General features: G+C 67.2%; 14 protein-coding genes and 1 tRNA gene. 4 read left to right on the forward strand and 11 right to left on the reverse strand.

Annotated elements, in window-relative coordinates; translation table 11 throughout:
- Positions 1-114: 114 nt before the first annotated feature.
- The 5 genes from H4W26_RS05365 to H4W26_RS05385 all read right to left on the reverse strand — a co-directional run bounded on the left by H4W26_RS05365 (position 115) and on the right by H4W26_RS05385 (position 7299).
- Positions 115-188 (reverse strand) — tRNA-Met (locus tag H4W26_RS05365).
- A gap of 161 nt (positions 189-349) precedes the next feature.
- Entirely contained in the window at positions 350-3445 is a 3096-nt protein-coding gene (locus tag H4W26_RS05370; RefSeq protein WP_192591081.1) for a UPF0182 family membrane protein, read from the reverse strand.
- A gap of 65 nt (positions 3446-3510) precedes the next feature.
- The gene (locus tag H4W26_RS05375) at positions 3511-4605 is read right to left on the reverse strand and encodes a YlbL family protein (protein WP_192591082.1); all 1095 of its coding nucleotides are present in this window, start codon (positions 4603-4605) and stop codon (positions 3511-3513) included.
- Positions 4606-4656: 51 nt separating this feature from the next.
- Positions 4657-6213, reverse strand: coding sequence for a zinc-dependent metalloprotease (locus tag H4W26_RS05380; RefSeq protein WP_192591083.1), 1557 nt, complete (start codon positions 6211-6213; stop codon positions 4657-4659).
- 84 nt (positions 6214-6297) lie between these two features.
- A complete protein-coding gene (locus H4W26_RS05385; RefSeq protein WP_192591084.1) occupies positions 6298-7299 on the reverse strand; it encodes a hypothetical protein in 1002 nt (333 codons plus the stop codon).
- 72 nt (positions 7300-7371) lie between these two features.
- Here H4W26_RS05385 and H4W26_RS05390 point away from each other — a divergent pair, with 72 nt between their 5' ends.
- Entirely contained in the window at positions 7372-7911 is a 540-nt protein-coding gene (locus H4W26_RS05390) for a M48 metallopeptidase family protein (RefSeq protein WP_192591085.1), read from the forward strand.
- 107 nt (positions 7912-8018) lie between these two features.
- Here the strand turns inward: H4W26_RS05390 and H4W26_RS05395 are convergent, their stop codons facing one another.
- Together H4W26_RS05395 and nudC are read right to left on the reverse strand one after the other, a co-directional pair.
- Entirely contained in the window at positions 8019-10211 is a 2193-nt protein-coding gene (locus H4W26_RS05395; RefSeq protein WP_192591086.1) for an ATP-dependent DNA helicase UvrD2, read from the reverse strand.
- On the reverse strand, positions 10208-11272 hold the full coding sequence (gene nudC, locus H4W26_RS05400) for an NAD(+) diphosphatase (protein WP_192591087.1): 1065 nt from the start codon (positions 11270-11272) through the stop codon (positions 10208-10210). The genes H4W26_RS05395 and nudC overlap by 4 nt, the downstream gene beginning before the upstream one ends.
- A gap of 170 nt (positions 11273-11442) precedes the next feature.
- On the opposite strand from nudC, the gene H4W26_RS05405 reads away from it, so the two are divergent.
- The 3 genes from H4W26_RS05405 to H4W26_RS05415 all read left to right on the forward strand — a co-directional run bounded on the left by H4W26_RS05405 (position 11443) and on the right by H4W26_RS05415 (position 15286).
- On the forward strand, positions 11443-13062 hold the full coding sequence (locus H4W26_RS05405) for a phosphotransferase (RefSeq protein WP_192591088.1): 1620 nt from the start codon (positions 11443-11445) through the stop codon (positions 13060-13062).
- Between the two features lie 242 nt (positions 13063-13304).
- Positions 13305-14522: an MFS transporter gene (locus H4W26_RS05410; RefSeq protein ID WP_192591089.1), complete on the forward strand. Its 1218-nt coding sequence runs from the start codon at positions 13305-13307 to the stop codon at positions 14520-14522.
- Positions 14523-14569: 47 nt separating this feature from the next.
- Positions 14570-15286 (forward strand): TenA family protein, encoded by a 717-nt coding sequence (locus tag H4W26_RS05415; protein ID WP_192591090.1) that lies wholly within the window; start codon positions 14570-14572, stop codon positions 15284-15286.
- On the opposite strand, the gene H4W26_RS14115 is transcribed toward H4W26_RS05415, so the two are convergent.
- Genes H4W26_RS14115 through H4W26_RS05430 form a run of 4 tightly spaced genes read right to left on the reverse strand, consistent with a single transcriptional unit; the run spans position 15272 to position 23606 of the window.
- Positions 15272-15622 carry an HNH endonuclease gene (locus H4W26_RS14115; RefSeq protein WP_378626031.1) on the reverse strand — a complete coding sequence of 117 codons (351 nt, stop codon included), beginning with the start codon at positions 15620-15622 and terminating at the stop codon, positions 15272-15274. The genes H4W26_RS05415 and H4W26_RS14115 overlap by 15 nt on opposite strands.
- A 57-nt stretch (positions 15623-15679) precedes the next feature.
- Positions 15680-16201 carry a hypothetical protein gene (locus H4W26_RS05420; protein WP_192591091.1) on the reverse strand — a complete coding sequence of 174 codons (522 nt, stop codon included), beginning with the start codon at positions 16199-16201 and terminating at the stop codon, positions 15680-15682.
- Between the two features lie 56 nt (positions 16202-16257).
- Entirely contained in the window at positions 16258-19914 is a 3657-nt protein-coding gene (locus H4W26_RS05425; RefSeq protein WP_192591092.1) for an ATP-dependent DNA helicase, read from the reverse strand.
- The gene (locus tag H4W26_RS05430) at positions 19911-23606 is read right to left on the reverse strand and encodes an ATP-dependent DNA helicase (RefSeq protein WP_192591093.1); all 3696 of its coding nucleotides are present in this window, start codon (positions 23604-23606) and stop codon (positions 19911-19913) included. Before H4W26_RS05430 ends, H4W26_RS05425 begins: the two co-directional genes overlap by 4 nt.
- Positions 23607-23630: the final 24 nt, after the last annotated feature.

The following is a 23630-nucleotide window of genomic DNA, read 5'->3' on the forward strand; positions in this document are numbered from 1 at the left end:
CTACTTCTCTTGTTCTTCGGAGTCCTGCGCAAGGTTCTGAGCAAGGGTCGCCGCATTCCAGGCATTAAAAAAGGACCGTTGACTAGAAAACTCCTAGTCAACGGCCCTTCACAGTTGCGGGGGCAAGATTTGAACTTGCGACCTCCGGGTTATGAGCCCGGCGAGCTACCGAACTGCTCCACCCCGCGTTGCGACTTGTTTAGTCTACGCACACATATCTGCTGTGCAAAATCGAGATGAACTCAGTGGAGCGTGACCTCCAACACCCGCTGTCCCCGCCCTGACCTGGAAGGTACGGGCGGGGACGGCGTCGGGTGCTGCGGGGGTCAGGACCCCCGCGAGGAGGTGTCTACTCCTCGAGGTCAGCCTCGGCCTGCAGGGCATCGTCGATGGCCTGCTGCAGCTGCTCCTGGGCCTCGCCGTAGGCGGCGAAGTCTCCATCGGAGAGTGCGGCGTCGGAGTCCTGGATCGCCTGGCCTGCGCGATCCAGTGCGTCGTTCAGCCGTTCCTGGGCCGGTCCCGTGGGAGCGGCAGGAGCTTCCGCCTCTTCCGTGGGCTCGGCCTCGTCGGCGGGCTCTTCCTCGGCCGGGGCCTCGTCAGACGGGGCCTCGCCCTCGGGGACATCGAGCTCGTCGTCCACGGCTTCACCCTCAACACCGGCACCATCGGCCACTGCGGCACCGGAGTCACCGCCGAAGACCTGATCGAGTGCCTCATCGAGGGTGTCGGCGAAGCCAACCTCCTCGCCGTAGGCCACCAGCACCTTGCGAAGCGCCGGGTAGGCGGCCTCGGTGCCGGTGGACTGCACGTAGACCGGCTGAACGTAGAGGATGCCGTCGCCGGCGGGCAACGTGATCATGTTGCCGTTGATCACCTCGGAGGCACCCTGGCGCAGCAGGTTCAGCTCCTGGGAGATCTGCGAGTTCGAGTCGAAGTTCGCCTGGGTCTGACCCGGTCCTGGGATGACCGTGTCACGGGGCAGTTCGAGCAGACGCAGCTGGCCGTAGTCCTCGGCCTTGACTCCGTCTTCTCCGGTTCCCGCATCACCTGCGGCGGCGAGGAATCCGTAGAGCACGTTGCGCTGCTGGGCGCCTTCGGCGATCTGCGGGATGAACGTGCCGGTCAGCGAGAACGCCGGCTCCTCCTGGCCCGGCATCTGCAGGGTCATGTAGTACGGAGGCTGCGTCTGGGCGGACTCGTCATCCGCGGTGGGATCCGAGGGAACTGACCAGGCGTCGTTGTTCTCGTAGAACGTGCCGGGATCGGTCACGTGGTAGCGACCGAGCAGCTCACGCTGCACGCGGAACATGTCCTCGGGGTATCGGACGTGGTCCATCAACTCGGCGGACATGTTTTCGTAGGGCTGCAGCGCCTCGGGGAAGACCTCCTGCCAGGCACGCAGGATCGGATCCTCGGTGTCCCAGGCGTAGAGCTCCACGGAGCCGTCGTAGGCATCCACAGTGGCCTTGACCGAGTTGCGGATGTAGTTGACCTGTCCGGCGAGCGTGGGGGCTCCCTGGGTCAGCGCGTCGGTGGTGGCCTGCTCCAGCTGCTGCTGGTCGGAGTACGGGAAGTCGTTGGAGGTGGTGTAACCCTCCACGATCCACTTGACCCGTCCATCGACGATGGCCGGGTAGGCGTTCTGGTCGACCTCGAGGAACGGCGCAACCTCCTGCACGCGTTCGCGTGGCTGGCGCTCGTAGAGGATCTGGGATTCCTCGGTCATGTCTCCGGAGAGCAGGATCTCTGGGGACTGGAACTGGATCGCATAGACCAGTCGGTTGAACAGTCCGCCGACGTCGGGACCGCCGTCACCTTCGAAGGTGTAGACGGTCTCGGCCTCGGAGTCAGCCGCGGCGGGGCGGTCAAGCTCCAGCGGCTCCTCCTCTTCCGGGGCGCCCACGATGGAGTACTCCGGCGAGTTCTCACCGAAGTAGATGCGTGGCTCGTAGTCGTCATCGCTGGCGAGCTCACCGCGAGTGGGGATGCCCTGCAGGGTGAAGCTCGGCCGGCCCTCGGGTGTGACGGTGTTGGCGTTGGCCGCGACCAGTCCGTAGCCATGGGTGTAGACGAGGTGCCGGTTGACCCAGGAGGCGTCGTCCGGAATGTTCAGCTCACGAGCAGCGATCACCGTGTCCTGACGCTCGCCGTCGATCTCATAGCGGTCGAAGCTCAGCGTGTCCGGGAAGGAATAGTACTGGCGGAACTGCTGGAACTGACCGAAGGCAGCGGAGACCAGGTTGGGGTCCAGCAGGCGGATGTTCTCGGTGTTTCCTGCGTCCTCTGCCAGGGCTCCCTCGGTGGCCGAGGAGTCGGCGTCGTAGCTCTCCTGCTCGAGCTCCTGCAGGCCGTAGGCGTAGCGGGTGAGCTCCATGTTGCGCTCGATGTAGGGCATCTCCAGGGTCCGCTCCGAGGGCTGGACCTGGTACTCCTGCACGAGGAAGGGGTAGAGCCCGCCGCCGATGATCGCGGTGATCAGCAGCATCGCGGAACCGATGATGGAGAAGCGCCAGCGTCCGGTGACGGCGGTGACGATGAAGACCAGGGCCACCAGCACGGCGGCGGCGGCGAGGATCGCCTGGGCAGGAATCACAGCATTGACGTCGGTGTACAGCGCGCCGGCCCAGTTCCCGCTCTGGTTCTGCAGGGTGGCGTAACGGTCGAGCCACCAGTTCACTGCCTGCAGCAGCAGGAAGATCGCGGCAGTGACGGCGATGTGCCAGCGGGCGGCCGTCTCGACCACGAACTTGCCGCTGGGCTCGATCCGGATGCCGCCGAAGAGGTAGTGGGTGAGGATGCCGGCGATTCCGGCCACCAGCACCGCAGAGACCAGGAAGCCGTTGAGCAGCCCGAGGAAGGGCAGCGTGAAGATGAAGAAGCCGAAGTCCATGCCGAACTCAGGATCGGTCATGCCGAAGGGCTGCTGGTTGATGAACAGCAGCACCGTCTCCCAGCTGCCCTGCGCCGCGGTGCCTGCGAAGAAGCCCATCAGCGCGGGCAGACCGATCATGAACAGGCGGCGCATGGAGTTGAGCGTGCGCTGATACCGGATGACCGATTCGTTCATCTGGCTCTGCACCGACATGGGTCGGTTGCGGAAGGCCAGGAACAGGCTCAGCCAGACCAGGGCGGCCATCAGCACGAAGGCCACCAGGAAGATGACACCGCGGGCGATCCGCTCAGTCCAGAAGACGTCCTGGTAGCCCAGCTGGTTGAACCAGAGGATCTCCGCGTAGAAGCCGGAGGACGCCACGAAGGCACCGATCAGCACGGCGATGATGATGATCGTCAGCACCAGTGCTGACGGGCGCCGTGGCCCTGACCCCCGCTCACGCCGCTCGGAACCGGACCCGCCGGAGTTGTCGCCGTCGTCCCCGCCCGAGCCGGAGCCGAAGAGGCCCCCGCCGAACGGGTTCGCAGACCCGAATCCCTGAGAGAAACTCACGGATAAACCCTCGTCTCTATATTGGTGCTTGGATACGTCTGTGCTGCTGGTTCTGCTGCGTTCTTCTACTGTGATCCGCAGGACGTGAGTCCTGCGAGAAAGTCTTCGTCCTCATCGCGGACCGCCTCGACGATCTGCCTCGCCTCGGAGACATCTGCGACCGAGTACGTCTGCAGGCCCTCGGGGACCCGTCCCTCAAGGTCCGCGCAGTTCTCGCTCGGCACCAGGAAGTTCTCGATGCCCTGCGATCGAGCACCCACCACCTTCTGAGCGATCCCGCCGATCGGTCCCACTGTCCCGTCGGGATCAACGGTCCCGGTTCCAGCCCAGTTCACGCCGCCGGTCATGGACTCTTCGGTCATCGAGTCCACGAGCCCGAGGGTGAACATGAGTCCGGCGCTGGGTCCGCCGACGCCGTCCAGCTGGATGTCCACGTCCACCGGGAAGGAGAACTCGTTCTGGAGCATGATTCCCACGTAGTAGGCCCCGTCGGCCTCCTGGTAGGTGGGGACCTCATATTCGAGCTCCTCACCCTCCCGACGTACCGTCAATTCTACCGGCTGACCTGCGGCGGTGTTGACTGCGTCACGCAGTCCTTCGAGCCCGGTGATGTCGCTTCCGGCCGCGGCGGTGACCGTGTCACCGGGCTGCAGCTGCTCGTCGGTGCCGACCTCGTCCGCCTCGGGCGTGAAGTCCACCACGGAGAGCTGCTGGCTGTAGTCGATGCCGAGCTCCTGCAGCGCCGCCGCCACGGCCAGGTCCTGTGAGCTGGTCATCGCGGCGCTGTTCTGCTCCTGCACCTGCTCGGCGGTGGTGCCGGAGGGGTAGATGAGCTCGTGCGGCTGGATATCGGTGCCGGGGTTGACCCAGCCCAGGACTGCCTCGGGGACCCGGACCGTGGAGGTGGGCTCGCCGCTGACGTAGACGGTGGTCAGGTTCAGCGCACCGTCGGTGGGGTAGGTCGGCTCTCCGGTCACGGAGATCACCGCTTCGTCCTCGATCTCTCCGATGGTGTTGAACACCGGTCCGGGGGTTTCGATCAGATAGGGGCTGGGCAGCAGCAGACTGAGCAGCCCGATGATGAGCGCTGAAGTGCCGGCGACGGCTTGCAGACTTCTCCGCAGGCGGGGCTTGGGGGATTTCGGCGGCTGCTCAGTCATGATGATCGTCACTCATCTTCTCATCTGGGCTGAGCAGTCACGAAAAGTGTGTCAGGACTCAGGAGACTTCCCGTCATATCCGCCGTCGAGCAGCTTCTGCAGCTCCTCGTCGATCTTGGCGGTCTCCTCCTGGCGCTCAGCACGGCGCTGCTGGAAGCCGGTCGGATCGTCGAGGTCCTGCTCGTCGGGCTGGACGTCGGGGTGACCCCAGACGTCGTCGCGCCCGGCCATGCCCTCGGTCTCGCGCAGGTGTGCCCAGAGTGCTGCGGCGTCGCGCAGTCGGCGCGGACGCAGCTCCAGTCCGACCAGGGCGGCGAAGGTGTCTTCCGCCGGCCCGCCCGAGGCACGACGGCGGTTCATCGTCTCGCGCAGCCGGGACAGTGACTCCAGGTGTTCAGCCGCCTGGGTCACCACGTCATCGACCCAGCCCTCGACCAGGGCGAGAGTGGTCTCGATCCGCTTGAGTGCGGCTTCCTGCATGGGAGTCCGCTCCTCGGGGAAGAGCCCCTCCCCCAGGATGGAGTTCATGGCCTCGGGGTTGCTCGGGTCCATCTGGCTCGCGGCCTCTTCGATGCGGCCCATGTCGATGTGGATCCCTGCGGCGTACTGGCCCACTGCATTGAAAAGGTCCTGCTCGAGCCAGGGGGCCTGGATGAACAGCCGCATCCGGGCAGCCTCGCGCAGCGCCAGGTAGAGCAGCACCTCACGGCTGTCCACGCTGAGGTCCTTGCCGAACTCGCGCACGTTCTTGGGCAGCAGCGCGGTGGTGTGGCCCGCCAGCGGAAGACCGGTGTCCGAGGAGGAGACGACCTCCTTGGCCAGTTCGCCGATGGCCTGACCCAGCTGCATGCCGAAGGCCATGCCGCCCATGGACTCGACCATGCCGGTGATCTGCTGCGCTCCGGCTCCGCCCATCATGGATTCAAGCTCGGGAGGCAGGCCGGAGCCTTCTTCGCCCAGCTGGTCCTTGATGGCGCCGGAGAGAGCCTTGGACACCGATTCCGCCACGGGTTCGGTCAGCCGCTTCCAGGAGTCGAAGGTCTCTTCGACCCACTGGGCGCGGGACCAGGCCTTGCCGATCTGGCCTGCGGTCTCGAAGGTGGTGGCTCCGTCCAGCCACATGTCTGCCAGGCGCAGCGCGTCGTCGATCTCCTTGCGCTCGGCGGCCGAGACGCTGGGATCGTCCCCGGCGGCTGCCTGACGGGCGGCCTGCCGGGCCATGGACCAGTTGACCGGTCCCTTGTCCTCGTCCGAGGGGTTCTGCATGGCGGAGAACATCGACTGCACCTGGCCCATGATCTGCTGCATCATCTGCGGGTTCATGTCCGCCATGCCGGGGATCTGGGAGGGGTCGAAGCCGGGTGGGAATCCGGGGAATCCACCCTGGCCGCCAGCTCCGGACTGGTTGCCCTGGCCGGATCCGGGAGTGCCGGTGAAGCCGATGCTGGGGCCGCGGTTCCCGGCGTCGTTCTTGTCCTTGGCGTCATCGCCGTCGGGTTCCTGGCCGGGCATCTGACCGTTGAAGAGCTGTTTGAAGAACTCCTCCATGGGGTCACGTGGGTCATCCCCGTTGCCCTGGTTGTTGTTGCCGGAGTTGTTCTCGCTCATCGGACGCTCCCTGTGGTGATCCTGGTTCGGCCTGAGAACCTCCAGCGTATCCAGCGCGCCTCCGTGCTGTCTGTACGAGCGCGGTCAGTTCGCCACAGGATGAAGTCGCGGGGTTCTCGATGCCCGCAGGCGGCACTCACATTCGGGGTGCGGGTGCACCGGTTCGACGCTGATGTGCCCCGCCGGGCCGGCGAGGCAGAGGATCCCGAACGAGGTCTGCGGCGCGTGCTGTCCGTCCACGGCGAGCTGGACCTCGCGGGCGACGATGCTCGCGACCACCGACGCGGGGTCGGTGGGGTGCGCGGGATCGTGTCCTGCGCCGCCGGGCCCGTGCCCGTGTTCTGTACTCCCCAGTTCTGTCCCGCCGGGTGCGGCGAGCGCGGTCTGCAACGTCTCCCAGTGCGGGTCCCGGTCCTGGCCATGCAGCAACAGACAGTGCGGGCAGGGACCCGGTTCCCCGCTCAGCAGCGGGCCGATCCGCCACCCGTGCCGCGTGTGCACCACCGGCAGCAGCACCTGGGCGCGCTCCGCCGCATCTGCCAGTCGGGCAGGGGCGATGCCCTTCTCCGCGAAGAGCACATGGATGTCGACGACGTCGCCGCCCGCCTCCTCCTGGCGCGGTGACGTGCGCGTGGCGATGGTGGCGTCCGGGCGCAGCCGCAGGCAGGTTCGCCGCACCGCGGCTGTGCGAGTGAGACCGAGCGACGTCGCGGGATACCCCGCGGCGATGTCGCGGGATGAGACGAGGTGTTCGTCGCTGAGCAGCAACATGCCGATGTTCAGCCGGGTGAGTTCTTCGGCCACGAGCTTCGCTGGTGCGGGAAGCCCCTCGAGGAGCACCGCGGCGAGCTGCCGGCGCGCGCCTGCATGGAGGCGCAGCTCGGAAGCACGGGACTCTCCGTCGGAACCCTCTGCGTCGGGGCCCTGCCCTGCGCGGGTGACGTCGAGGTGGGGTCGCAGCTGTTCCAAGACGCGCTGAGCAGGTCCGATAATGCGCACTGCGTCCTCATCGTCCCCGAGCTGCACGGTGCGTTCATCAAGCATGATGAGCCGCTGCCAGCTGGCGAGGAGTCGAGCGGGATCCATGCACCTATGGTGCCAAGCCCCTGCGTGACTGCCGGAGTTTTCCACAGATCAGGGCCGGGCTAGGCTCCTGCTATGGCGACGCGGCAGCTCCAGCAGCAGATCACAGTGGATGACCAGCCGGTGCTGGTGATCCGCTCGGCCCGCCGCACCCGCACGGTCAGCGCCGATCAGGTCGCGGGCACGCTGCGTCTGCGCGTCCCGCTGCGACTGAGTCAGCGCGAGGTGGAGAAGCATGCCCGGGCCTTCCAGAAGAAGCTCAGCCAACGCGCGGCGCGAAAGCCGCGCAGCGATGCTGATCTGTTGGAGCGGGCACGCGCGCTCTCGACCCGATACCTGGACGGCGTGCCGCAGCCCGAGTCCGTGAACTGGTCCGCCCAGCAGCATCAGCGCTGGGGTTCGACCACCTCCACCACCGGCACCATCCGGCTCTCCTGGAGGCTTCGCGAGATGCCCGTGTGGGTGCAGGATTCGGTGCTGGTCCATGAGCTGGCACATCTGATCGAACCCGGACACGGTCCACGGTTCAAGGCTCTGACGGCGAAGTACCCCCGCACCGCGGAGGCGGACGCCTTCCTCGCCGGGGTGAGCTGGGCGGACCACCACTCTCCCTGACCCACCCCCCAGCGTTTTACCGGGCCTTACGAGTTCTACCGGGTCGACCGTCGGGCCGGTATTCCTCGCAAGGGGAGGTAAAACGCAGGGGCGGGGAGGAAGACCGTTCAGCCTTCGGAAAGGACTTCGCGCAGCCGGTCGCCGTGCTTCTCGAGCTTGCGCTCCCCGATGCCGGGAACCTTCAGCAGCTCCTCGTCCGTGCTGGGCTTCAGCTCCGCGATGACCTCCAGCGTGGCATCGGTGAACACCACGAACGCCGGGACCTCGAGCTCCTTGGCGTATTCCATCCGCCAGGCGCGCAGCTTGTCGAAGAGTGCCTCGTCGTAGCGTGCGGGGCAGTCCTCGCAGCGCCGCCGTTTGACCTCGGTGGCCACGGTCAGCACCTTCCCGCAGGTGGAACAGGTGGTGGCTTTCTTCTTCCGCGAGGCGGCATTGGGACTCAGTCCGCCCGCCGAGGGCGCGATCTTGCGGCCGGGCTCCTCCAGCCCCATCTCGCGGCGCAGCGGGCGCAGGAAGCGCGAGGGGGTGCGTCGGCCGCGTCCCCCGGTGTGGCGGGAGGAGGATGAGCTGAGGAACAGGTACTTCCGGGCACGCGTGATGCCGACATAGAAGAGCCGACGCTCCTCGTCGACCTCCTTCTGCGTCTTGGCGAAGGTGATCGGCATCAGCCCCTCGGAGAGCCCGGCGAGGAACACCGCCTCCCACTCCAGGCCCTTCGCGGAGTGCAGCGAGGCCAGCGTGACGCCTTCCACCGTGGGGGCGTGCTGCGCGGCCGAGCGTTCCTCCAGCTCGGTGATGAACCCGCGCATGGTGAAGCCCTCGCGCTCGGTGGAGAGCTGATCGGCCAGCGCGACCAGCGCGGACATGGACTCCCAGCGTTCACGCACCGCACCGGTGGCCTGCGGGGCCTTCTCCGAGTACCCGTGCGAGGAGAGGATGTCGCGCACGCTCTTGGACACCGCATCCCCGGCGTCGACCACCAGCGAGGAGGTGCGCAGGGCCGCGAGCGCCTCGCGGACCTCGCGGCGGGAGAAGAAGCGCTCCGAGCCGCGCAGCTGATACGAGATCCCCGCGGTGGCCAGCGCCTGCTCGAAGGCCTGCGACTGCCCGTTGGTGCGGTAGAGCACTGCCATCTCGGAGAGCGGCACGCCCTGCTCCTGCATCGCCGCGATCTCGGCGGCCACCCAGGCGGCCTCCGCGTCGTCGTCGGCGTGCTGGATCAGCTTCGGCATCGGACCGCGCTCACGCTGGGAGATCAGCTGCAGCGGCTCCGGCCAAGGGGCGGGATCGGAGAGTCGGGACGCCTCCCGGGTGCGGTCTGCCAGCAGACCGTTGGCGAGTTTCACCACCTCGGGGGTGGAGCGGTAGTCACGGACCAGCTTGACCAGGTTCGCCTCGGGGTGGCGGCGCTTGAAGCCGAGGAGGAAGTCCGGGGTGGCGCCGGTGAAGGAGTAGATGGTCTGCGCGGCGTCGCCGACCACGCAGATCTCGTCGCGCCCGCCGAGCCACAGGTCCAGCAGTCGCTGCTGCAGCGGGGAGACGTCCTGGTACTCGTCCACCACGAAATGCCGGTACTGCTGGCGGACCTGGGCGGCGACCCGCTCGTCATCTTCGAGGATGCCCACGATCAGCAGCAGCACGTCCTCGAAGTCGATCAGGTGCTTGTCCAGCTTCACGTCCTCGTAGGACTGATAGAGCTTGGCGAAGGTGCGGTGGTCGACTCCCCCGGGCTCGGGGCGGCCCGCGCCCTCGGCGGTGGCGACCTCCAGATAGGACTCCGGAGTCAGCGTGGACACCTTGGCCCATTCGATCTCGCTCGCGAGGTCCCGCAGGGTGGCACGGTCCGTGGTGATGTGCAGCCGGCGGGCGGCCTCGGCGAGGAGGCGGACCTTGTGGTCCAGGATCTGCGGCATGGTGCCGCCGATCGACATAGGCCAGAAGTACTGCAGCTGGCGCAGCGCTGCGGCGTGGAAGGTGCGCGCCTGCACCCCGGGGGCGCCCAGCGCGGAGAGCCGCGAGCGCATCTCTGCGGCGGCGCGCGCGGTGAAGGTCACCGCCAGCAGCCGGTGCGGGTCATAGACCCCGGCGCGGACCCCGTAGGCGATCCGGTGAGTGATGGCGCGGGTCTTGCCGGTGCCTGCGCCGGCGAGGATGCACAGCGGACCGTTCAGCGTGGAGGCGGCCAGCCGCTGTTCCTCATCGAGCCCGTCGAGGATCGCCTCGGGCGGGGAGGCGGCCAGCTGGGCCGCGGTCAGCGCGGAGCCGGGAGTCGAGGTGGAGGTGAATGCGGGCCGACTCATCGGGCCTGCTGTCCGCGTGGAGCCGGTCGGGCGGATCCGCGGGGCTGCGGGGGCTGGGCGTCGGCGGCGGCCTCGATCGGTGAGCCGTGCCAGTGTTCGATCAGCGCCCGGGAGATGGAGGAACGCGTGGGCAGCGAGACCTCGCCGGCGGCGGCAGCAGCGGCGAGCTCCTCGCGGGTGAACCAGCGGACCTCGCGGATCTCATCACCATCGGGCCGCGCCATCGAGGGGTCCTCGGTGATGGCGAAGTGCCCCAGCATCAGCGAGCGCGGGAAGGGCCAGGACTGCGAGCCCATGTATTGGATTTCCGAGACGACGACGCCGGCCTCCTCCTCGATCTCCCGGACCAGTGCCGCTTCCACCGACTCCCCGGCCTCCACGAATCCGGCGAAGGTGGAGTAGCGCGTGGCATCCCAGCGGAAGGCCGAGCCCAGCAGGATCCGGTCCTCGGCGTCCAGGACCGCGGTGATCACCGCAGGGTCGGTGCGCGGGAAGGTCTGCGCGCCGCAGTTCGGGCAGACGCGGCGCCACCCGGAGGCATCCACCTCGGTGGCGGTGCCGCAGGCCGCGCAGAAGGAGCTGCGGGCATGCCAGGTGGTGATGGCCAGCGCCTGGGTGAGCAGGGCTGCGTCGACCGGGGTCAGCTGGGAGCCGGCGAAGGCCAGGTCGGCCCAGCTGGTTCCGGTGGTGTCGGAGGGCTCGGTGGTCCCGTTCGCGTGGCCGTTCTCCTCCGGCTTCGGATGCGCGACCACGACCACGTGCACGCGGCCGTTCTGCTCTCCCTCGGCAAGGTCCTCGCCCCCGGGTAGATCAGCCGGGTCCACCGCGCCGAGGGTCACGGCACCGGCGGGCAGCTCACCGGTGGCGGGCTCATATTTGAGCCGGTCTCCGCTGAGCTGGGCGCGCCGTCCATAGAGGTTCAACACCCGGGTCCCCGGGGTGGCCCAGACCTCGCTGAGCCATTCCGGACGCTTGCGTTCGGCGTCGAGGCGGTCGATCCGGGCCCCGTCCTGGGGAAGCGTGAGCAGAGTTTCACCAGGGTCGCGGCGGCGCATATGCATACCTACTACCGTAACTGGCCCGGCCCTGGGACGAGCACCGTCCAGACCGCTGTGGAGAGTGACCTTGAGCGCGCCCCGGGCGCGATGCCCGCAGGCGAAATCCTCCTGATTTCTGGAAAACGCCGTGGCTGCGCACCGGTGGAGGGCTCTGACCCCATACGCTGGTCCTCGTGCGATGGACTTCGATGGAACTTGCGGCCCTGGCGACCGCGGCAGTGCCGGGCCTTTCCCCCACCGGCGTGGCCGTGGCGGCTGATGATGCCCGCGACTTCACGTCCGCCGTCGTCATCGACTCCGAGGGCCACCGCTGGCGGATCCGCTCCCCTCAGCACCAGGAGGCAGCGATGCGCCTGGAGACCGAGCTGCAGGTGCTGCGCGGATTCTCCACCGGCATCCGCGCCGAACTGCCCTTCCGGGTCCCTTCCGTGGCCGGCGCCGTCCGCCGAGGGGAGATGCGCACCTTCGTGTACAACCACCTGCCCGGCACCTCGCTGGAGCTCAGCGAGCTCACGTCTGCGTCCGAAGCCGTCATCGATGACATCGGACGCACCATCGCCGCCATCCATGACCTCGATGACGCAGTCGTGGACAACGCCGATCTGCCCCGCTACTCCGCGGAGCGCTACCGCCAGCGCCGGCTCAACGAGCTGGACCAGGCGGCGACCACCGGGGAGATTCCGGCTCTGTTGCTGCGCCGCTGGGAGCACGCCATGGAGGACCGCGAACTGTGGCGGTTCTCCCCTGCGGTGACCCATGGGGACCTGCACGAGGACTCGCTGCTGATCGAGGGCGAGCGCGTCGTCGCCGTCACCGGCTGGACCGATCTGCACAGCGGAGACCCGGCCGATGACTTCGCCTGGCTGACCGCCGCCGGAGACGCGGAGTTCACCGAGAAGGTGCTCGCCGCGTATCACCGTCACCGCACCGGGCAGGCCGATGAGCATCTGATGCGACGTGCCGCGCTCACCGCGGAGTTCGCGCTGGCCCAGTGGCTGGTTCGCGGTCACGCCAGCGAGAACCCGGAGATGGTCACCGAGGCCAAGGGGCTGCTGGAGCAGCTCAAGGTCGACATCGAGACCTATGGCGGTCAGCCGATCGCGCTGACTCCGATGGAGGGCGAGGAACCACCGGCTCCTGCCGAGGTGCAGGATTCCCGGCCCGTGGCCCGCGCCGGCGCTGCCGCGACGGTGGCCGATACCGGCGAGTGGGCGGAGTCCGGAGAGGACGACGACGAGCCCGCCGTCATTACCGATTCCCCGGCCTCCGGGGCTGCGTCCACCGCGACCGCTGACCATGAAGAGGTCATCGACGACCCAGACGCCACCGGCAAGGTGCCGGCCTTCCATCCGCGTCCGCAGCCCGCGGACGACGCCACAGATGACGCCACCGGGGCGATCCCGATGGTGCATGACACGAATCCCGATGAGGACACGGATCTGCCGATCCACGCTGACGAGACATCCGAGCGACGGGCCAAGCAGAAGAACTTCTTCCCCACCTCTGCCAGCTCTGCGGCCTCCGCCGCCTCAGTGGATTCGGCGACCTCGGCCCAGTCGGTGGCCTCGGCACACTCCGCTGATTCAGCGGGTTCGGCAGACTCAGCGGATTCCGCACCTTCGGCTCCCTCCGCTGATTCGCCGGCCTCCGCTGCCGAGCCCTCCAGCTCCGAGCGCGCTGGCTCCACGGACGAGACCCACGGCGTTGAGCAGGATCAGAATGCCGGTCAGGACCAGAACGGGGACGAGTCGATCTACCAGCGACACCCCGGTCTGCGCCCGCCGACCTCCTGAGCCCCTGCCTTCCTGAGACTTGGTTCACCGGACTTCGGCGCCTCACTGCTGAGCTGCCGGGTCTCCCAAACGCTTCTCTGTCTGACCCTCAATGCCGAGGTGACGCGCGATCACGGGAATGATCCCCCGTGCCGCGCAGTTGTCGGGTGAGTGTCGTCTCCCGACTCGTCAGACTCTGGGGCTACATCTGCGCCGTGACGGGCGCGCATTCACCCAACCGGCTGCAGCACAGGATGACAATCATGACCACGGCGGAACAGACCTCGACCAAGCGCAGGTTCTCGCGCAAGCAGGTGGCGATGGCCATTCTCGCGCTGTCCATCGGCGGCTTCGCCGTGGGCGTCACCGAGTTCGCGATCATGGGCCTCCAGCTCGAGGCCGTGCAGGACCTGGGCATCACCATCCCCCAGGCCGGCATGCTGATCAGCGCCTATGCCGTGGGCGTGGTGATCGGCGCGCCCGTGCTGTCCATCCTCGGGGCCAAGCGTGAGCGAAAGTTCTATGCGCTGCTGCTGCTCGGGATCTTCGTCCTGGGTCACGTGCTGAGCTTCTTCGCCCCGAACTACGAGACCATGCTGGCGGCCCGATTCATCTCCGGGCTCCCCCACGGTGCCTACTTCGCTGTGGCGGCGCTGATGGCCGCCGAGATGGCCGGACCCGCCAAGCGCAGCCGCGCGATCGCCGTCGTCCTGGGTGGGTTGGCTATCTCGAATGTGATCGGCGTCCCGGTGGTGACGGCCATGGGTCAGCAGTTCGGCTGGCGCTGGATGTTCATCAGCGTGATCGTGCTCGCCCTGATCACGATCGCGGCGGTGGCCCGCTACGCCCCGCGGCAGATGCCCCCGGCCAAGGCCACGATGCTCTCCGAGATCAAGGGCCTGAAGAACAAGCGGCTCTGGGTGGGCATCATGCTCGCCGTGGTCGGCTTCTCCGGGATGTTCGCGCTGTACTCCTATATCGCCCCGCTCAGTACCGAGGTCACTGGGTTCAGTGAGAGCTCACTGCCCTGGATCGTCGGGCTCTTCGGCGCTGGCATGGTGGTCGGCACCTTCGTCGGTGGCTGGGCGGCGGACAAGTCCGTGCTGGGCACCGTGGTGGTCGCCATGGGACTCGTGGCGGTGTTCATGGTGCTCTTTGCCTCCACCGCGCACATTCCTGCGCTGATGCTGATCTTCCTCTTCCTGGTGGGCGTCTCCGCCAGCGCCTTGGGCCCCTCCATGCAGACTCACCTGATCGACACCGCCCCCGATGCTCCTCAGCTCGCGGCCTCGCTGCACCATTCTGCATTCAACGCCGCCAATGCGCTCGGCGCGCTGGTGGGCGGACAGGTCATCGCCGCGGACCTGGGTCTGCGCGCCCCGAGCTACGTGGGTGCCGTGGCCGCCGCGCTGGGCGTGCTGGTCGCGCTTTACGCGATCCGGCTGACGCGCCGGATGAAGTCCCCCCGCCAGGCGATCTGAGCCGCTCGCTGCCCCAGCGTGTGGCGGCTGCTGGTTAGGCTGATGCCATGACTTCAGCCACGCCCTTCAGCACGACCGCCGACGTCGCCGCGGAGAGTTTCGCCGGACAGCTTCGTCTCTCCACTGCGGCCGAGTGGGACGCCTCGGTGCATCACCGGTTTGTCGATCAGCTCTTCGCCGGGACTGTCAGCGATCAGGTCCTGGCCCGCTATCTGGTGCAGGATTACCAGTTCTTCGACGCGTTCATCGCGATGCTCGGCGCCTGCGTGGCCACCACCGATTCGAAACCGGCGCGGCTGCGCTTCGCCGCGCAGCTCGGGATGCTCGCAGCGGATGAGGATGGCTACTTCCGGCAGACCTTCACTGAGCTGGGCGTGCCTGATTCCGAGGTCACCTCGCCGGAGTCGGCGACTCCCACGACGGACTTCGTCACCCAAATGTGGGAGGTGGCGCAGTCCCGAGACTATGCGGATCTGCTCGTGGTGCTGGTCATCGCCGAGTGGCTGTACCTGGACTGGGGCGAGCGCGACCTGCCACTGCCTGAGGCTCCGAAACACCGGGGCTGGATCGAGCTGCACCGGGGCGATGAGTTCCGTGCCTGGACTCAGTTCCTGATCGACGAGCTCAACCGTGTGGCTCCTCCGCTGGAGTCCGACGACGGCGCCCGGTTGTCCGAACGGTGGAAGCGTGTTGTCGGGATTGAACGGGCGTTCTTCGATGCGGCGTACTCCTCGGTGCCACTTGGGCCGCTAGCCGGCGGATAGGAATTTCTCGAATCGAGCGGCGAGGTGCTCCTGATTTGGCATGAGTTTCGGCCCTTTCGGGATGATTCTGAGCTTCCGACCGTGCTCCTCTTGAAGTCCATGGCGGAGCATGGGGCCATCCACATGTTGCAAGATGTCCTCACGGACATGAATTCGATGGTCTTGATCAACGCCGAGGATGTTCGAATCGTAGGCAGCATGGTGAAGCTTGCACATCGCTAGTCCGTTGCTGATTTCAGCGAGACCACCGCGCGCATCCTCCAAGATATGCGCGGCGTCAAGCAGTTGGGCGTACCCCAACGAGCAAACAGAGCACTTCGTTGTGTAGGCAACCATCACATTGGACCGAAAATCTCGTTGGTGCAACCGCCTTCTCACCAATTGCTCCCGGTACTAGACCTTGACTCCCGCGATTTCAGCACCGAAGTCGATATCCGCCCGACTGGAGGACGTCATCCCCGAGGCTAGATCGAGGAGGGCCACTCTTCGGTTCTCGTCAATTCCTCGAACTCGAACCGGAAAATATGCATCGTAGAGAGACCGCTGAACCGCGCGAAAGTAGATGATCGGCAGGTCATACTTTTCGGCGAGTCGAAGTCCCTCATTGTGCGATTGTTTCGTCGGGGCATCGGTGAACGCGTACTCGACAAGCCCGTCGCTGGTGATGCGATCGATATACGGGTTGTGTCGGCTGCTTGCGAGACCGGAAGTGACAGACAGTGTGCCGACCAAGTCTGCTGGCTTCCAGATGCCTTCCTGGTTGAATAACCTGTGGCGCGCCTGGGGAACATGATCCTTGAACTCGTTAATCTCGATCCGGCTTAATGAACGGCTGCCTCTAGCGGATTTGCTATCAAGCCATGAGAAAGCCAGCCGGCGGAATTCAAGATCTTGAGTCAGGTCGAAGGGAGCCATGACACCATTCTCACGGATGAAGTATCGAAATCAGCGAATGTCTTCATTTGCATCCTCTAGCTGAAGTAGTCACGCGCCCCACGGATGTACTCCTGAAGGGCGTCCTCCTCCGGTAGATCAACACCTGGGACCGTCTCACCGTGCTCGACGTAGAAGAACGACGCTTCGATCTGCTCCAGGGGAACGCCATAGAGCCGGTGGAACGCCAGCCGGTAGACCGCCAGCTGGATCTGCTTCTCGCGCAGATCCTTGCCAGTGGGCACCATGCCGGTCTTCCAATCGACCAGACCCCAAGTGCACTGCTGCATCTGGGCATTGCGCTCCGCGGCCGGCTTCAGCTCCCATCGCTCAAAGTCCTCCGCGGTCAGGTCCCGGCCGGCGTCGTCCTTGCCGAAGATGGCATCGATCCGTCCACGGATGACCACCCCATCCAGGGTGGTCTCCACCGGGATCTCGGCGGCGTAGAGGCGACGCTGAGCCCACTCGGTCTGCGTGAAGCGCGCCTTCACCGTGGCGAGGTCGAAGGCGTCGTCGAGGTCCTCGTCACCTCGGTTGGGTTCCTCGATACCGGGCAGACGGCTGCGGGTCTCGTAAAACTCCTCGATCCACTCGTGCATCACCGTGCCGCGGCGGGCAGCCTGCGAAGGTTTGACCGGCACGGGCCTGCGGGCGAACTCCGCCATGGACTCAGCATTGCGCGCCATGCCCACCACTCCAGAAACGCTGATGTGGCCAGGGAACCGGGGTTTCCCGGTGCCTCGCTGCTGAGTGCGCGCCCGATCCACCACCCATGCGGCCTCCTGCTCCCATGGGGTCAGCGGCAGCACTTCCTCACCGGAGGCAGTGGAGCGTTCCGCGAGCGCCTGTTCCACCAGTTCCGCGGCGCGGGTCAGTGCCTCGCGGCGTCCCGGCCGGTTCTGCGGCGCCTCCACGGCCATCATCTCCGGCAGCCGCACCTCGCCTTCTGGGGCGGCCTTCTTCCGGTACCTGCCGATGGGCAGTGGGGCCAAGGGGTCGTAGGGCCACTGTGCACCAAAGAGATCGTTGCCCACGGGGTTGTCCTTCATATCCGGGATCTCGGCCCATTCCAGCGCCGCCGAGGCGTCCCCGAACCCGTCGGCGATCTCCCGGATCTCCAGGAGGAACTCTGATGGTTCCTTTCCGGCAGTCGTCCCGTAGAAGCAGGCACCGGTGCACAGCAGCAGAGCCCTGGCCCTGGTCACTGCGACATAGGCGAGGCGACGTTCCTCCTCACGGCTGAAGTCCTGCACATCCTGGGTGTAGACGCGGTTCTCCTCGGTGAACGGCTTCCAGGCGCCCACGCCGGCAGCCACCGCCCAAGACCGCATGTCGGGCTGCTCGGATTCCCACTGCGGAATGCTGCGCCGGTCTCCGCGCAACGGCGCGGGCAGCATTCCGTTGCTGCCGGTCCAGCGGTCGGCCTTCTTGCTCGGGAACTTCTCCTCCCGCAGTCCGGCCACCACCACAACATCCCATTCGAGCCCCTTCGAGGCGTGGATGGTCAGCAGCTGGATGGCACCGAGGGTGGGTTCGATGTCCGCTTGTTCCAGGCCGCGTTCCTTCTCCTCCGCCGCATCCAGCCAGTCCAAGAAGCTGCGCAGATCTGGTGTGGTCTCGGTCGCGGCGTAGCTCTCCGCCTGATCGATCAAGGCGTCCAGCTGGCGCGCCGCGTAGTGCTGCTCCTCCCAGGGGCGGGCAGCAACTTCGATGTCCAGGCCGGTGTCGCTGACGATGCGTTGGATCAGCACACCCAGGTCCAGGGTGGCCCATTGGCGCAGTCGCCGGATCTGGTCCCTGGCCAGCAGCAGTCGACGGTGGCCTTCTGCGGAGAGTCCCAGCTGTTCCGCCTGCTCGGGTGCATCCTTCAGGCGTTCCAAAGCCTCCACCAGCGACGCCCGCTCGTCCATCTCCAGCTCGGTGGACTCGTGGCGGTCCTCCGCGTCGGTCTCGGTCGACGTCTCTCGCTGGGGCTCGTCCGGCGAGGGGGTGTTGTCAGGCTCGGCCGGCGATGGAGAGCGTTTCCGCAGCCCCTCGAGATCGCGCGCGGACTGCTGCAAACGCATCAAGTCCCGGGGGCCGATGCGGTAGCGCGCTCCCCCGAGGATGCGGATCAGCGCGTCGGAGCGACCTGGGTCTGAGATCACGCGCAGGTACGCCAGCACCTCGGCGACCTCGGGGGTGCTCAACAGCCCTGAGAGTCCCACCAGCTCGTAGTCCAGACCCGCCACCCGCAGGTGCTCGGCGATCGTCTCCAACTGGGCGCGTGTGCGGGCCAGCACAGCGCAGCTGGGGACCTCGCCTTGGGAATCGGGTTCCAGCACGGCCGCCAGCTGCTCGGTGATCGCCAGGGATTCCTCCACCTCGGAGGTGTACCACCCGTAGCGCACGGTGGCTGTGTGTGCACCTTCGGGGGGACTCAGCGGCTTCAGCTGAGCGCGCAGATGCGCGTTGTGCTGCCTCCACGGCTTGTCTTGAGAGTCGGCGGTGTCCGGCTGGAAAGGCGTGACCAGGCGGTTCGCCACATCTAGGATCCGCTCCCCATTGCGCCAGGCCACGGTGAGCTGCAACAGATCCGCGGGGCGGCGGACACTGGTGTCAGCATCCAGCGCAGGGAAAGACTGCGGGAAGTCGAAGAGCTGACCTGCTGAGGCGCCGCGGAATCCATAGATGGACTGATTCGGATCACCCACCGCGGTGACGGCATGCCCAAGCCCTCCCGCGGAGCCGCCCGCCCCGTAGAGACTGCTGAACAGCGCCAACTGGGCGTAGGAGGTGTCCTGGAACTCATCGAGCAGCACGACCTTGTACTTCTCTCGCTCGGCCTCACCCGCGCTCGGGACCTCGAGTGCGATCTGCGCGGCAAAGCGCAGCAGGTCCCCATAGTCCATGAGTCCCTCGGTGAGCTTTCTGCGCTGATACCGGCGCACCAGCTCGGTCATCTCCCGGCGTACCCGCAGGGTGCGGATCAACTTGGCCTGTTCGCTGCTGGGATTCGTGCCCGCCTCCTGCCAGGCCTCCACCCGCGAGAGCTCTGCGTTGAGGTGGGCTTCCACATCTTCGGGGGTCTGCAGATGTTCGGCGCAGTCCCCGGCCAGACGCATCACGTACCCGGCGAGGCTTCCCGCGGATTGATCGGACTCCACGAGCACATCGGCGCGGTCGTAGGCGCTGACCAGTTGGTGGACCAGCTGCCAGGCCTTGGCCTCGCCGATGAGCTGAGTCTCGGGCTCGAGCCCGATCTGCAGGCCGTATTCGCTCACGAGCGTGTTGGCATAGGAGTGGTAGGTGGAGACCGAGGGTGCCAGCAGCTCAGAGATATCGGCATGCTCCACCGCGGTGGCGACCTCGGCCGGCATGACGTCCTCGGGAGAGATCAGCTCGGCCTCCAGCAGCTGCTCAAGCTTGCGGGTGATTCGTTCGCGCAGCTCTCCGGCAGCTTTGCGGGTGAAGGTCACGCCGAGAATCTCATCCGGGCGGACAATCCCGTTGGCGACCAGCCAGACCACGCGGTCAGCCATGGTCGCGGTCTTGCCTGAGCCGGCGCCGGCGACGACGAGCATCGGGTCCAGTCCCGATTCGATGACGGCCTGCTGCTCGGATGTCGGGTACTGCCGTTTCTCGGCGGGGGTGTCGCGCTGCAGCGCGTCGACGATGTCGCGGGCGGTGTACCGGAGGGTGGGGGTCGTGGTCATGGCTGGGTCACCTGTTTCGTGTTCTCGCACAGCGGGCAGAGCGCTCCCACCAGACAGCGCTGCTGATTCGGCGCATGATAGGCGGCGAACTCGGATCCGGACATGGCGCGGGCAGCCTGGGTCAGCTGCTCCAGCGGCCAGCTGTCATCGGCTCCCAGCGGAGGCTGTTCCTGGAGATCCAGCTTGGCCACGGTGGTTCCCACGTGCAGCAGGGCTGCACCGCGTCCTGGTGACGGGGCGGTAGTGGTTGCTGGATCACCGTCTTCGGTGGCCCCGGCAGCTTCGGCGAGCGCCTGGTCCACCGCCCCTAGCGCCACCAGCAGCTGATAGGACCCGAGCTGCCCGTGGGTGGGAATCTCCGTCTTGACTGGCTTGTGCTTGCCGGTCTTCAGGTCGATCACGAAGAGCTCGCCGTTCTCGGTGCGCTCCACCCGGTCGATCACTCCGCGGATCAGGACTGATCGCGTCTCTGTCTCTGTCCTTGTCTCTCCCCAGGCTTCAGCCGCCCCCGCCTCAGACCCGCCCGCCTCTGTCCCACCCGGCGCGTCGGCCTGGCCCACCGGGATCTCGAGGCTTGCCTCCACCTGCAGCTCTCGGGCGATGACTTGGCGGCCTTCGCGCTCGGCGTGCCCGAAGTAGCCCGCGAGCTTCTTCAGCATCACCTGAGCGCGGCTGCGGTCCTTCTCGGTCTCCCAGCCCTCTTCGCGGCCCAGGCCGTCCCAGCGCTCGTCGAGCTCCTGGTTCAGGACTTCGACCCGGGTCTCTGTGGGATGATGCTCAGCGATCTCGTGGATCAGTGATCCGAGCATGCGGCTGAAGTCGGTGGCCTCCACTCCCCCGGCCGCGCCGGTGAACCACTGCAGCGGAGACTCGATGGCGTTCTGCACCGAGGAGGGCGACACGCGCACGGTGTCCTTAGGGCCGAGCAGGGGTTCGGTGGTGCTGAGCTCTGGCAGGCCCCACCAGGTGCTGGGTTCCGCTCCGGTGAGGCCTCCCTCGGCCAGCACCGAGAGAGCTCGGGCCGCGGCTTCGCACTGGATCTGCGCGCTCGCGTCTGCGGAGCCGGTCAAGGCTGAGGCGGTGGCGTCCGGGGTTTCGACATTCCGGGCCTGGCCGGGGTCACTCGGAGCCGGATAAGCGGCGTCGTCGTCGAGCTCGGCCTGGATGCTGATCTCCAGGTGACGGCGCAGCTCAGCGATCAGTCGGGGTGCGGTGATGGGCCGCGGGATCGCGGCGCTGCGGGCCTCACGCTCCCCAGGTGGGACCACCAGGTCCAGCAGCAGCGAGGGACTCTCCTCCTGGGCATGAACGGCCACCGCGTAGAGCCGGTTCTTGGCCCGGGAGACGGCGGAGGCGAAGAGCCGGTATTCGTCCTGCAGCACGTTCATCCGCTTGACCAGCAGCGATTGGGCCGACGCCTCCGCCCGTCCCTCGACCACGTCCACCAGGTGCCCGCTGCCCAGCAGCTGGCCGCGGGGGTTCAGATTGGGCCAGGCGCCCTCCTGAAGACCGGCGAGGATGACTGTGTCGAATTCCCGGCCCGCGGCACTGGCGGGGGTGAGCACCTCGATGGCGGCGTCCCCGGCCGAGGTCTTCGCCAGGGTGTCCATGGGAAGTTCGAGACGTTCGATATGGTCCACGAAGCTCAGCGCGGAGGCTCCGGGGTTCTGGTCCGAGAACCGTTCGGCCGCCTGGAACAGCGCCATCACGGCGTCGAGGTCCTGATCGGCACGGCGACCTTCGGCACTGGCGCGGCGGGTCAGGCCTGCCCAGTGTCGGCTGACATCGGCGGCGTTCCAGATCTCCCAGAGCAGCTCCTCCGGTCCCACCGAGGGAGAGGACGCGGCCCGGCCGGCGGCCAGCATCGCCGCGACTCGGAGCAGGCCGCGGGTCAGGTGCTGGAAGCGGCTCTGCGAGCTGACCGCTTGGAAGACCGGATCGTTGGCGTCGTTCGCGGCGACGACCAGCAGGTCATCCGAGCTGCGCGGCTCCACCGGAGCTTCCGCCGCACCCGGGCCCTCCGGCTCGACACCTGCGTCGTTCATTGCCTGCCGGATCCGACGGCGTTCCTGGCCGCGCAGCACCTGGCGCAGGCTGCGCAGGGTCATGGAGTCGGTCTCGCCATAGCGGCTGGTCAGCAGCGCCAGCACCTCCGGAAGCGTCACCGCCTCGGGGTGGTCACCGTCTCCGCGGTCGGCGTCGGCGTCTAGGGCAGGTGTGTGGTGGGCGGCGACGAGTCGCAGCACTCGCAGCAAGGGAGCCACGGCCGGTTCCTGGTTGAGGATGACGTCACTCATGGACTGGCGGACCGGAACGCCCTGGGTCTGGAACATCCGGACCAGGCGCTGCAGCAGCGCGCCGTTGCGCGCGATGACGGCGATCTGATCGAAGGGCACGTTGTGCCGGTGATGCCGATCGAGCACCTCCTGCAGGACGAACTGCTCGGCGAGGTAGTCTCCGGGGACGATCTCCACGGCGCAGGAGCCGGCCGTTCCTTCCAGCGTCTCCTCCTCCGCCGGTTCCGCGGGTGCCTCGTTGAGCAGCTCCAGCCAGCGCTGGCGTGGCTGCTGGGGCCCTGCCGGGGCGATCCGGCGCAGGGCTCTGGCGTAGGCCTTGCCGACATTGGGCGCGATCCGGTGATTGTGCTCGAGGACCATCACGTGCGGATCGACGCCGGGCAACCCACCATGTGAATCGGGGGTCATGGACCCGGAGATGCTGCGCCGGATGATGCCGTCGATCTCGGCGTCGGTCTCCGGGTTGAGCCCCAGCACGCTGTCTGCGGTGACCCGGCGCGGCGGCACGGTCCAGCTGCGCAGCTTGTCCGGGCGGGCTCCGCGGAAGCCCTGGACGGCGGTCTCGGCATTGGCGAAGGCCAGCACGTCGGCACCGGCGCCGATCAGCCGCAGCAGCCGGTAAACGGAGGGAGTGGCCTCCTGGAGGTCATCGACGACGATCCGGCGCAGCCGCGCCCGCTCGGTCTCGAGGAACTCGGGGTTCTCCTCGAGCAGGTTGCAGGCCTCGTTGATCAGCCCCGCCGGGTCGAACGCGTCGGCGTTGGCACCGGCGTCGAGGTCCTCGCGGTAGCGCTCATAGAGCTCCGCCGCGGAAGCCCACTCGGGGCGGCGGCACTGTTCGGCGAGGCCACGCAGCTGCTCCGGGGAGACCCCGTACTCTGCGGCGCGATCGAAGAGTTCGCGGATCTCCTTGCGGAACCCGTCGGTGCCTGCCGCCTCTTGCAGCGCGGCCGGCCACTCGATCAGCGGAATGCCGCTGGAGGCGTCCTGGGCCAGCAGCTCACGGATGATGCTGTCCTGCTCCGCCCCGGAGAGCAGCCGCGGCCGACGGGCACGGAAGGTCAGGATCTCCCGGCGACGGGCCTCTCCGAGCAGCCAGAAGGCGTAGGAGGAGAACGAGCGCGAGGGCTGTTCGGAGAGTGACCCTCCGCGGGCGCTGGTGTCGCGCACCGCCCAGCCAGATTCGATGCGGTCCCTCAGCGTCGCTGAGGTGGCGCGGGTGGGTGAGAGCAGCAGCAGCCGAGAGGAGTCCTGGCCGGATTCCAGGTGGCGCAGCGCCAGCTCCGTGGCCAGCGTCGACTTCCCGCTGCCGGGGCCTCCGAAGCTGAGGATCGGCCCATGTCCAGCGTGATCCGCGGCGGCGAGCACCTGTTGCTGAGACTCATCGAACTCCATGGGCCTCATTCAATCAGAGGGGGC

The organism is Nesterenkonia halotolerans (assembly GCF_014874065.1).
GTDB classification, from domain to species: domain Bacteria; phylum Actinomycetota; class Actinomycetes; order Actinomycetales; family Micrococcaceae; genus Nesterenkonia; species Nesterenkonia halotolerans.

Coding starts and splice junctions, on each gene's coding strand:
- H4W26_RS05375 (WP_192591082.1), bottom strand. CDS start 4,605: ATGACTGAGCAGCCGCCGAAATCCCCCAAGCCCCGCCTGCGGAGAAGT.
- H4W26_RS05380 (WP_192591083.1), bottom strand. CDS start 6,213: ATGAGCGAGAACAACTCCGGCAACAACAACCAGGGCAACGGGGATGAC.
- H4W26_RS05385 (WP_192591084.1), bottom strand. CDS start 7,299: ATGGATCCCGCTCGACTCCTCGCCAGCTGGCAGCGGCTCATCATGCTT.
- H4W26_RS05390 (WP_192591085.1), top strand. CDS start 7,372: ATGGCGACGCGGCAGCTCCAGCAGCAGATCACAGTGGATGACCAGCCG.
- H4W26_RS05395 (WP_192591086.1), bottom strand. CDS start 10,211: ATGAGTCGGCCCGCATTCACCTCCACCTCGACTCCCGGCTCCGCGCTG.
- nudC (WP_192591087.1), bottom strand. CDS start 11,272: ATGCATATGCGCCGCCGCGACCCTGGTGAAACTCTGCTCACGCTTCCC.
- H4W26_RS05410 (WP_192591089.1), top strand. CDS start 13,305: ATGACCACGGCGGAACAGACCTCGACCAAGCGCAGGTTCTCGCGCAAG.
- H4W26_RS05415 (WP_192591090.1), top strand. CDS start 14,570: ATGACTTCAGCCACGCCCTTCAGCACGACCGCCGACGTCGCCGCGGAG.
- H4W26_RS14115 (WP_378626031.1), bottom strand. CDS start 15,622: ATGGTTGCCTACACAACGAAGTGCTCTGTTTGCTCGTTGGGGTACGCC.
- H4W26_RS05420 (WP_192591091.1), bottom strand. CDS start 16,201: ATGGCTCCCTTCGACCTGACTCAAGATCTTGAATTCCGCCGGCTGGCT.
- H4W26_RS05425 (WP_192591092.1), bottom strand. CDS start 19,914: ATGACCACGACCCCCACCCTCCGGTACACCGCCCGCGACATCGTCGAC.
- H4W26_RS05430 (WP_192591093.1), bottom strand. CDS start 23,606: ATGGAGTTCGATGAGTCTCAGCAACAGGTGCTCGCCGCCGCGGATCAC.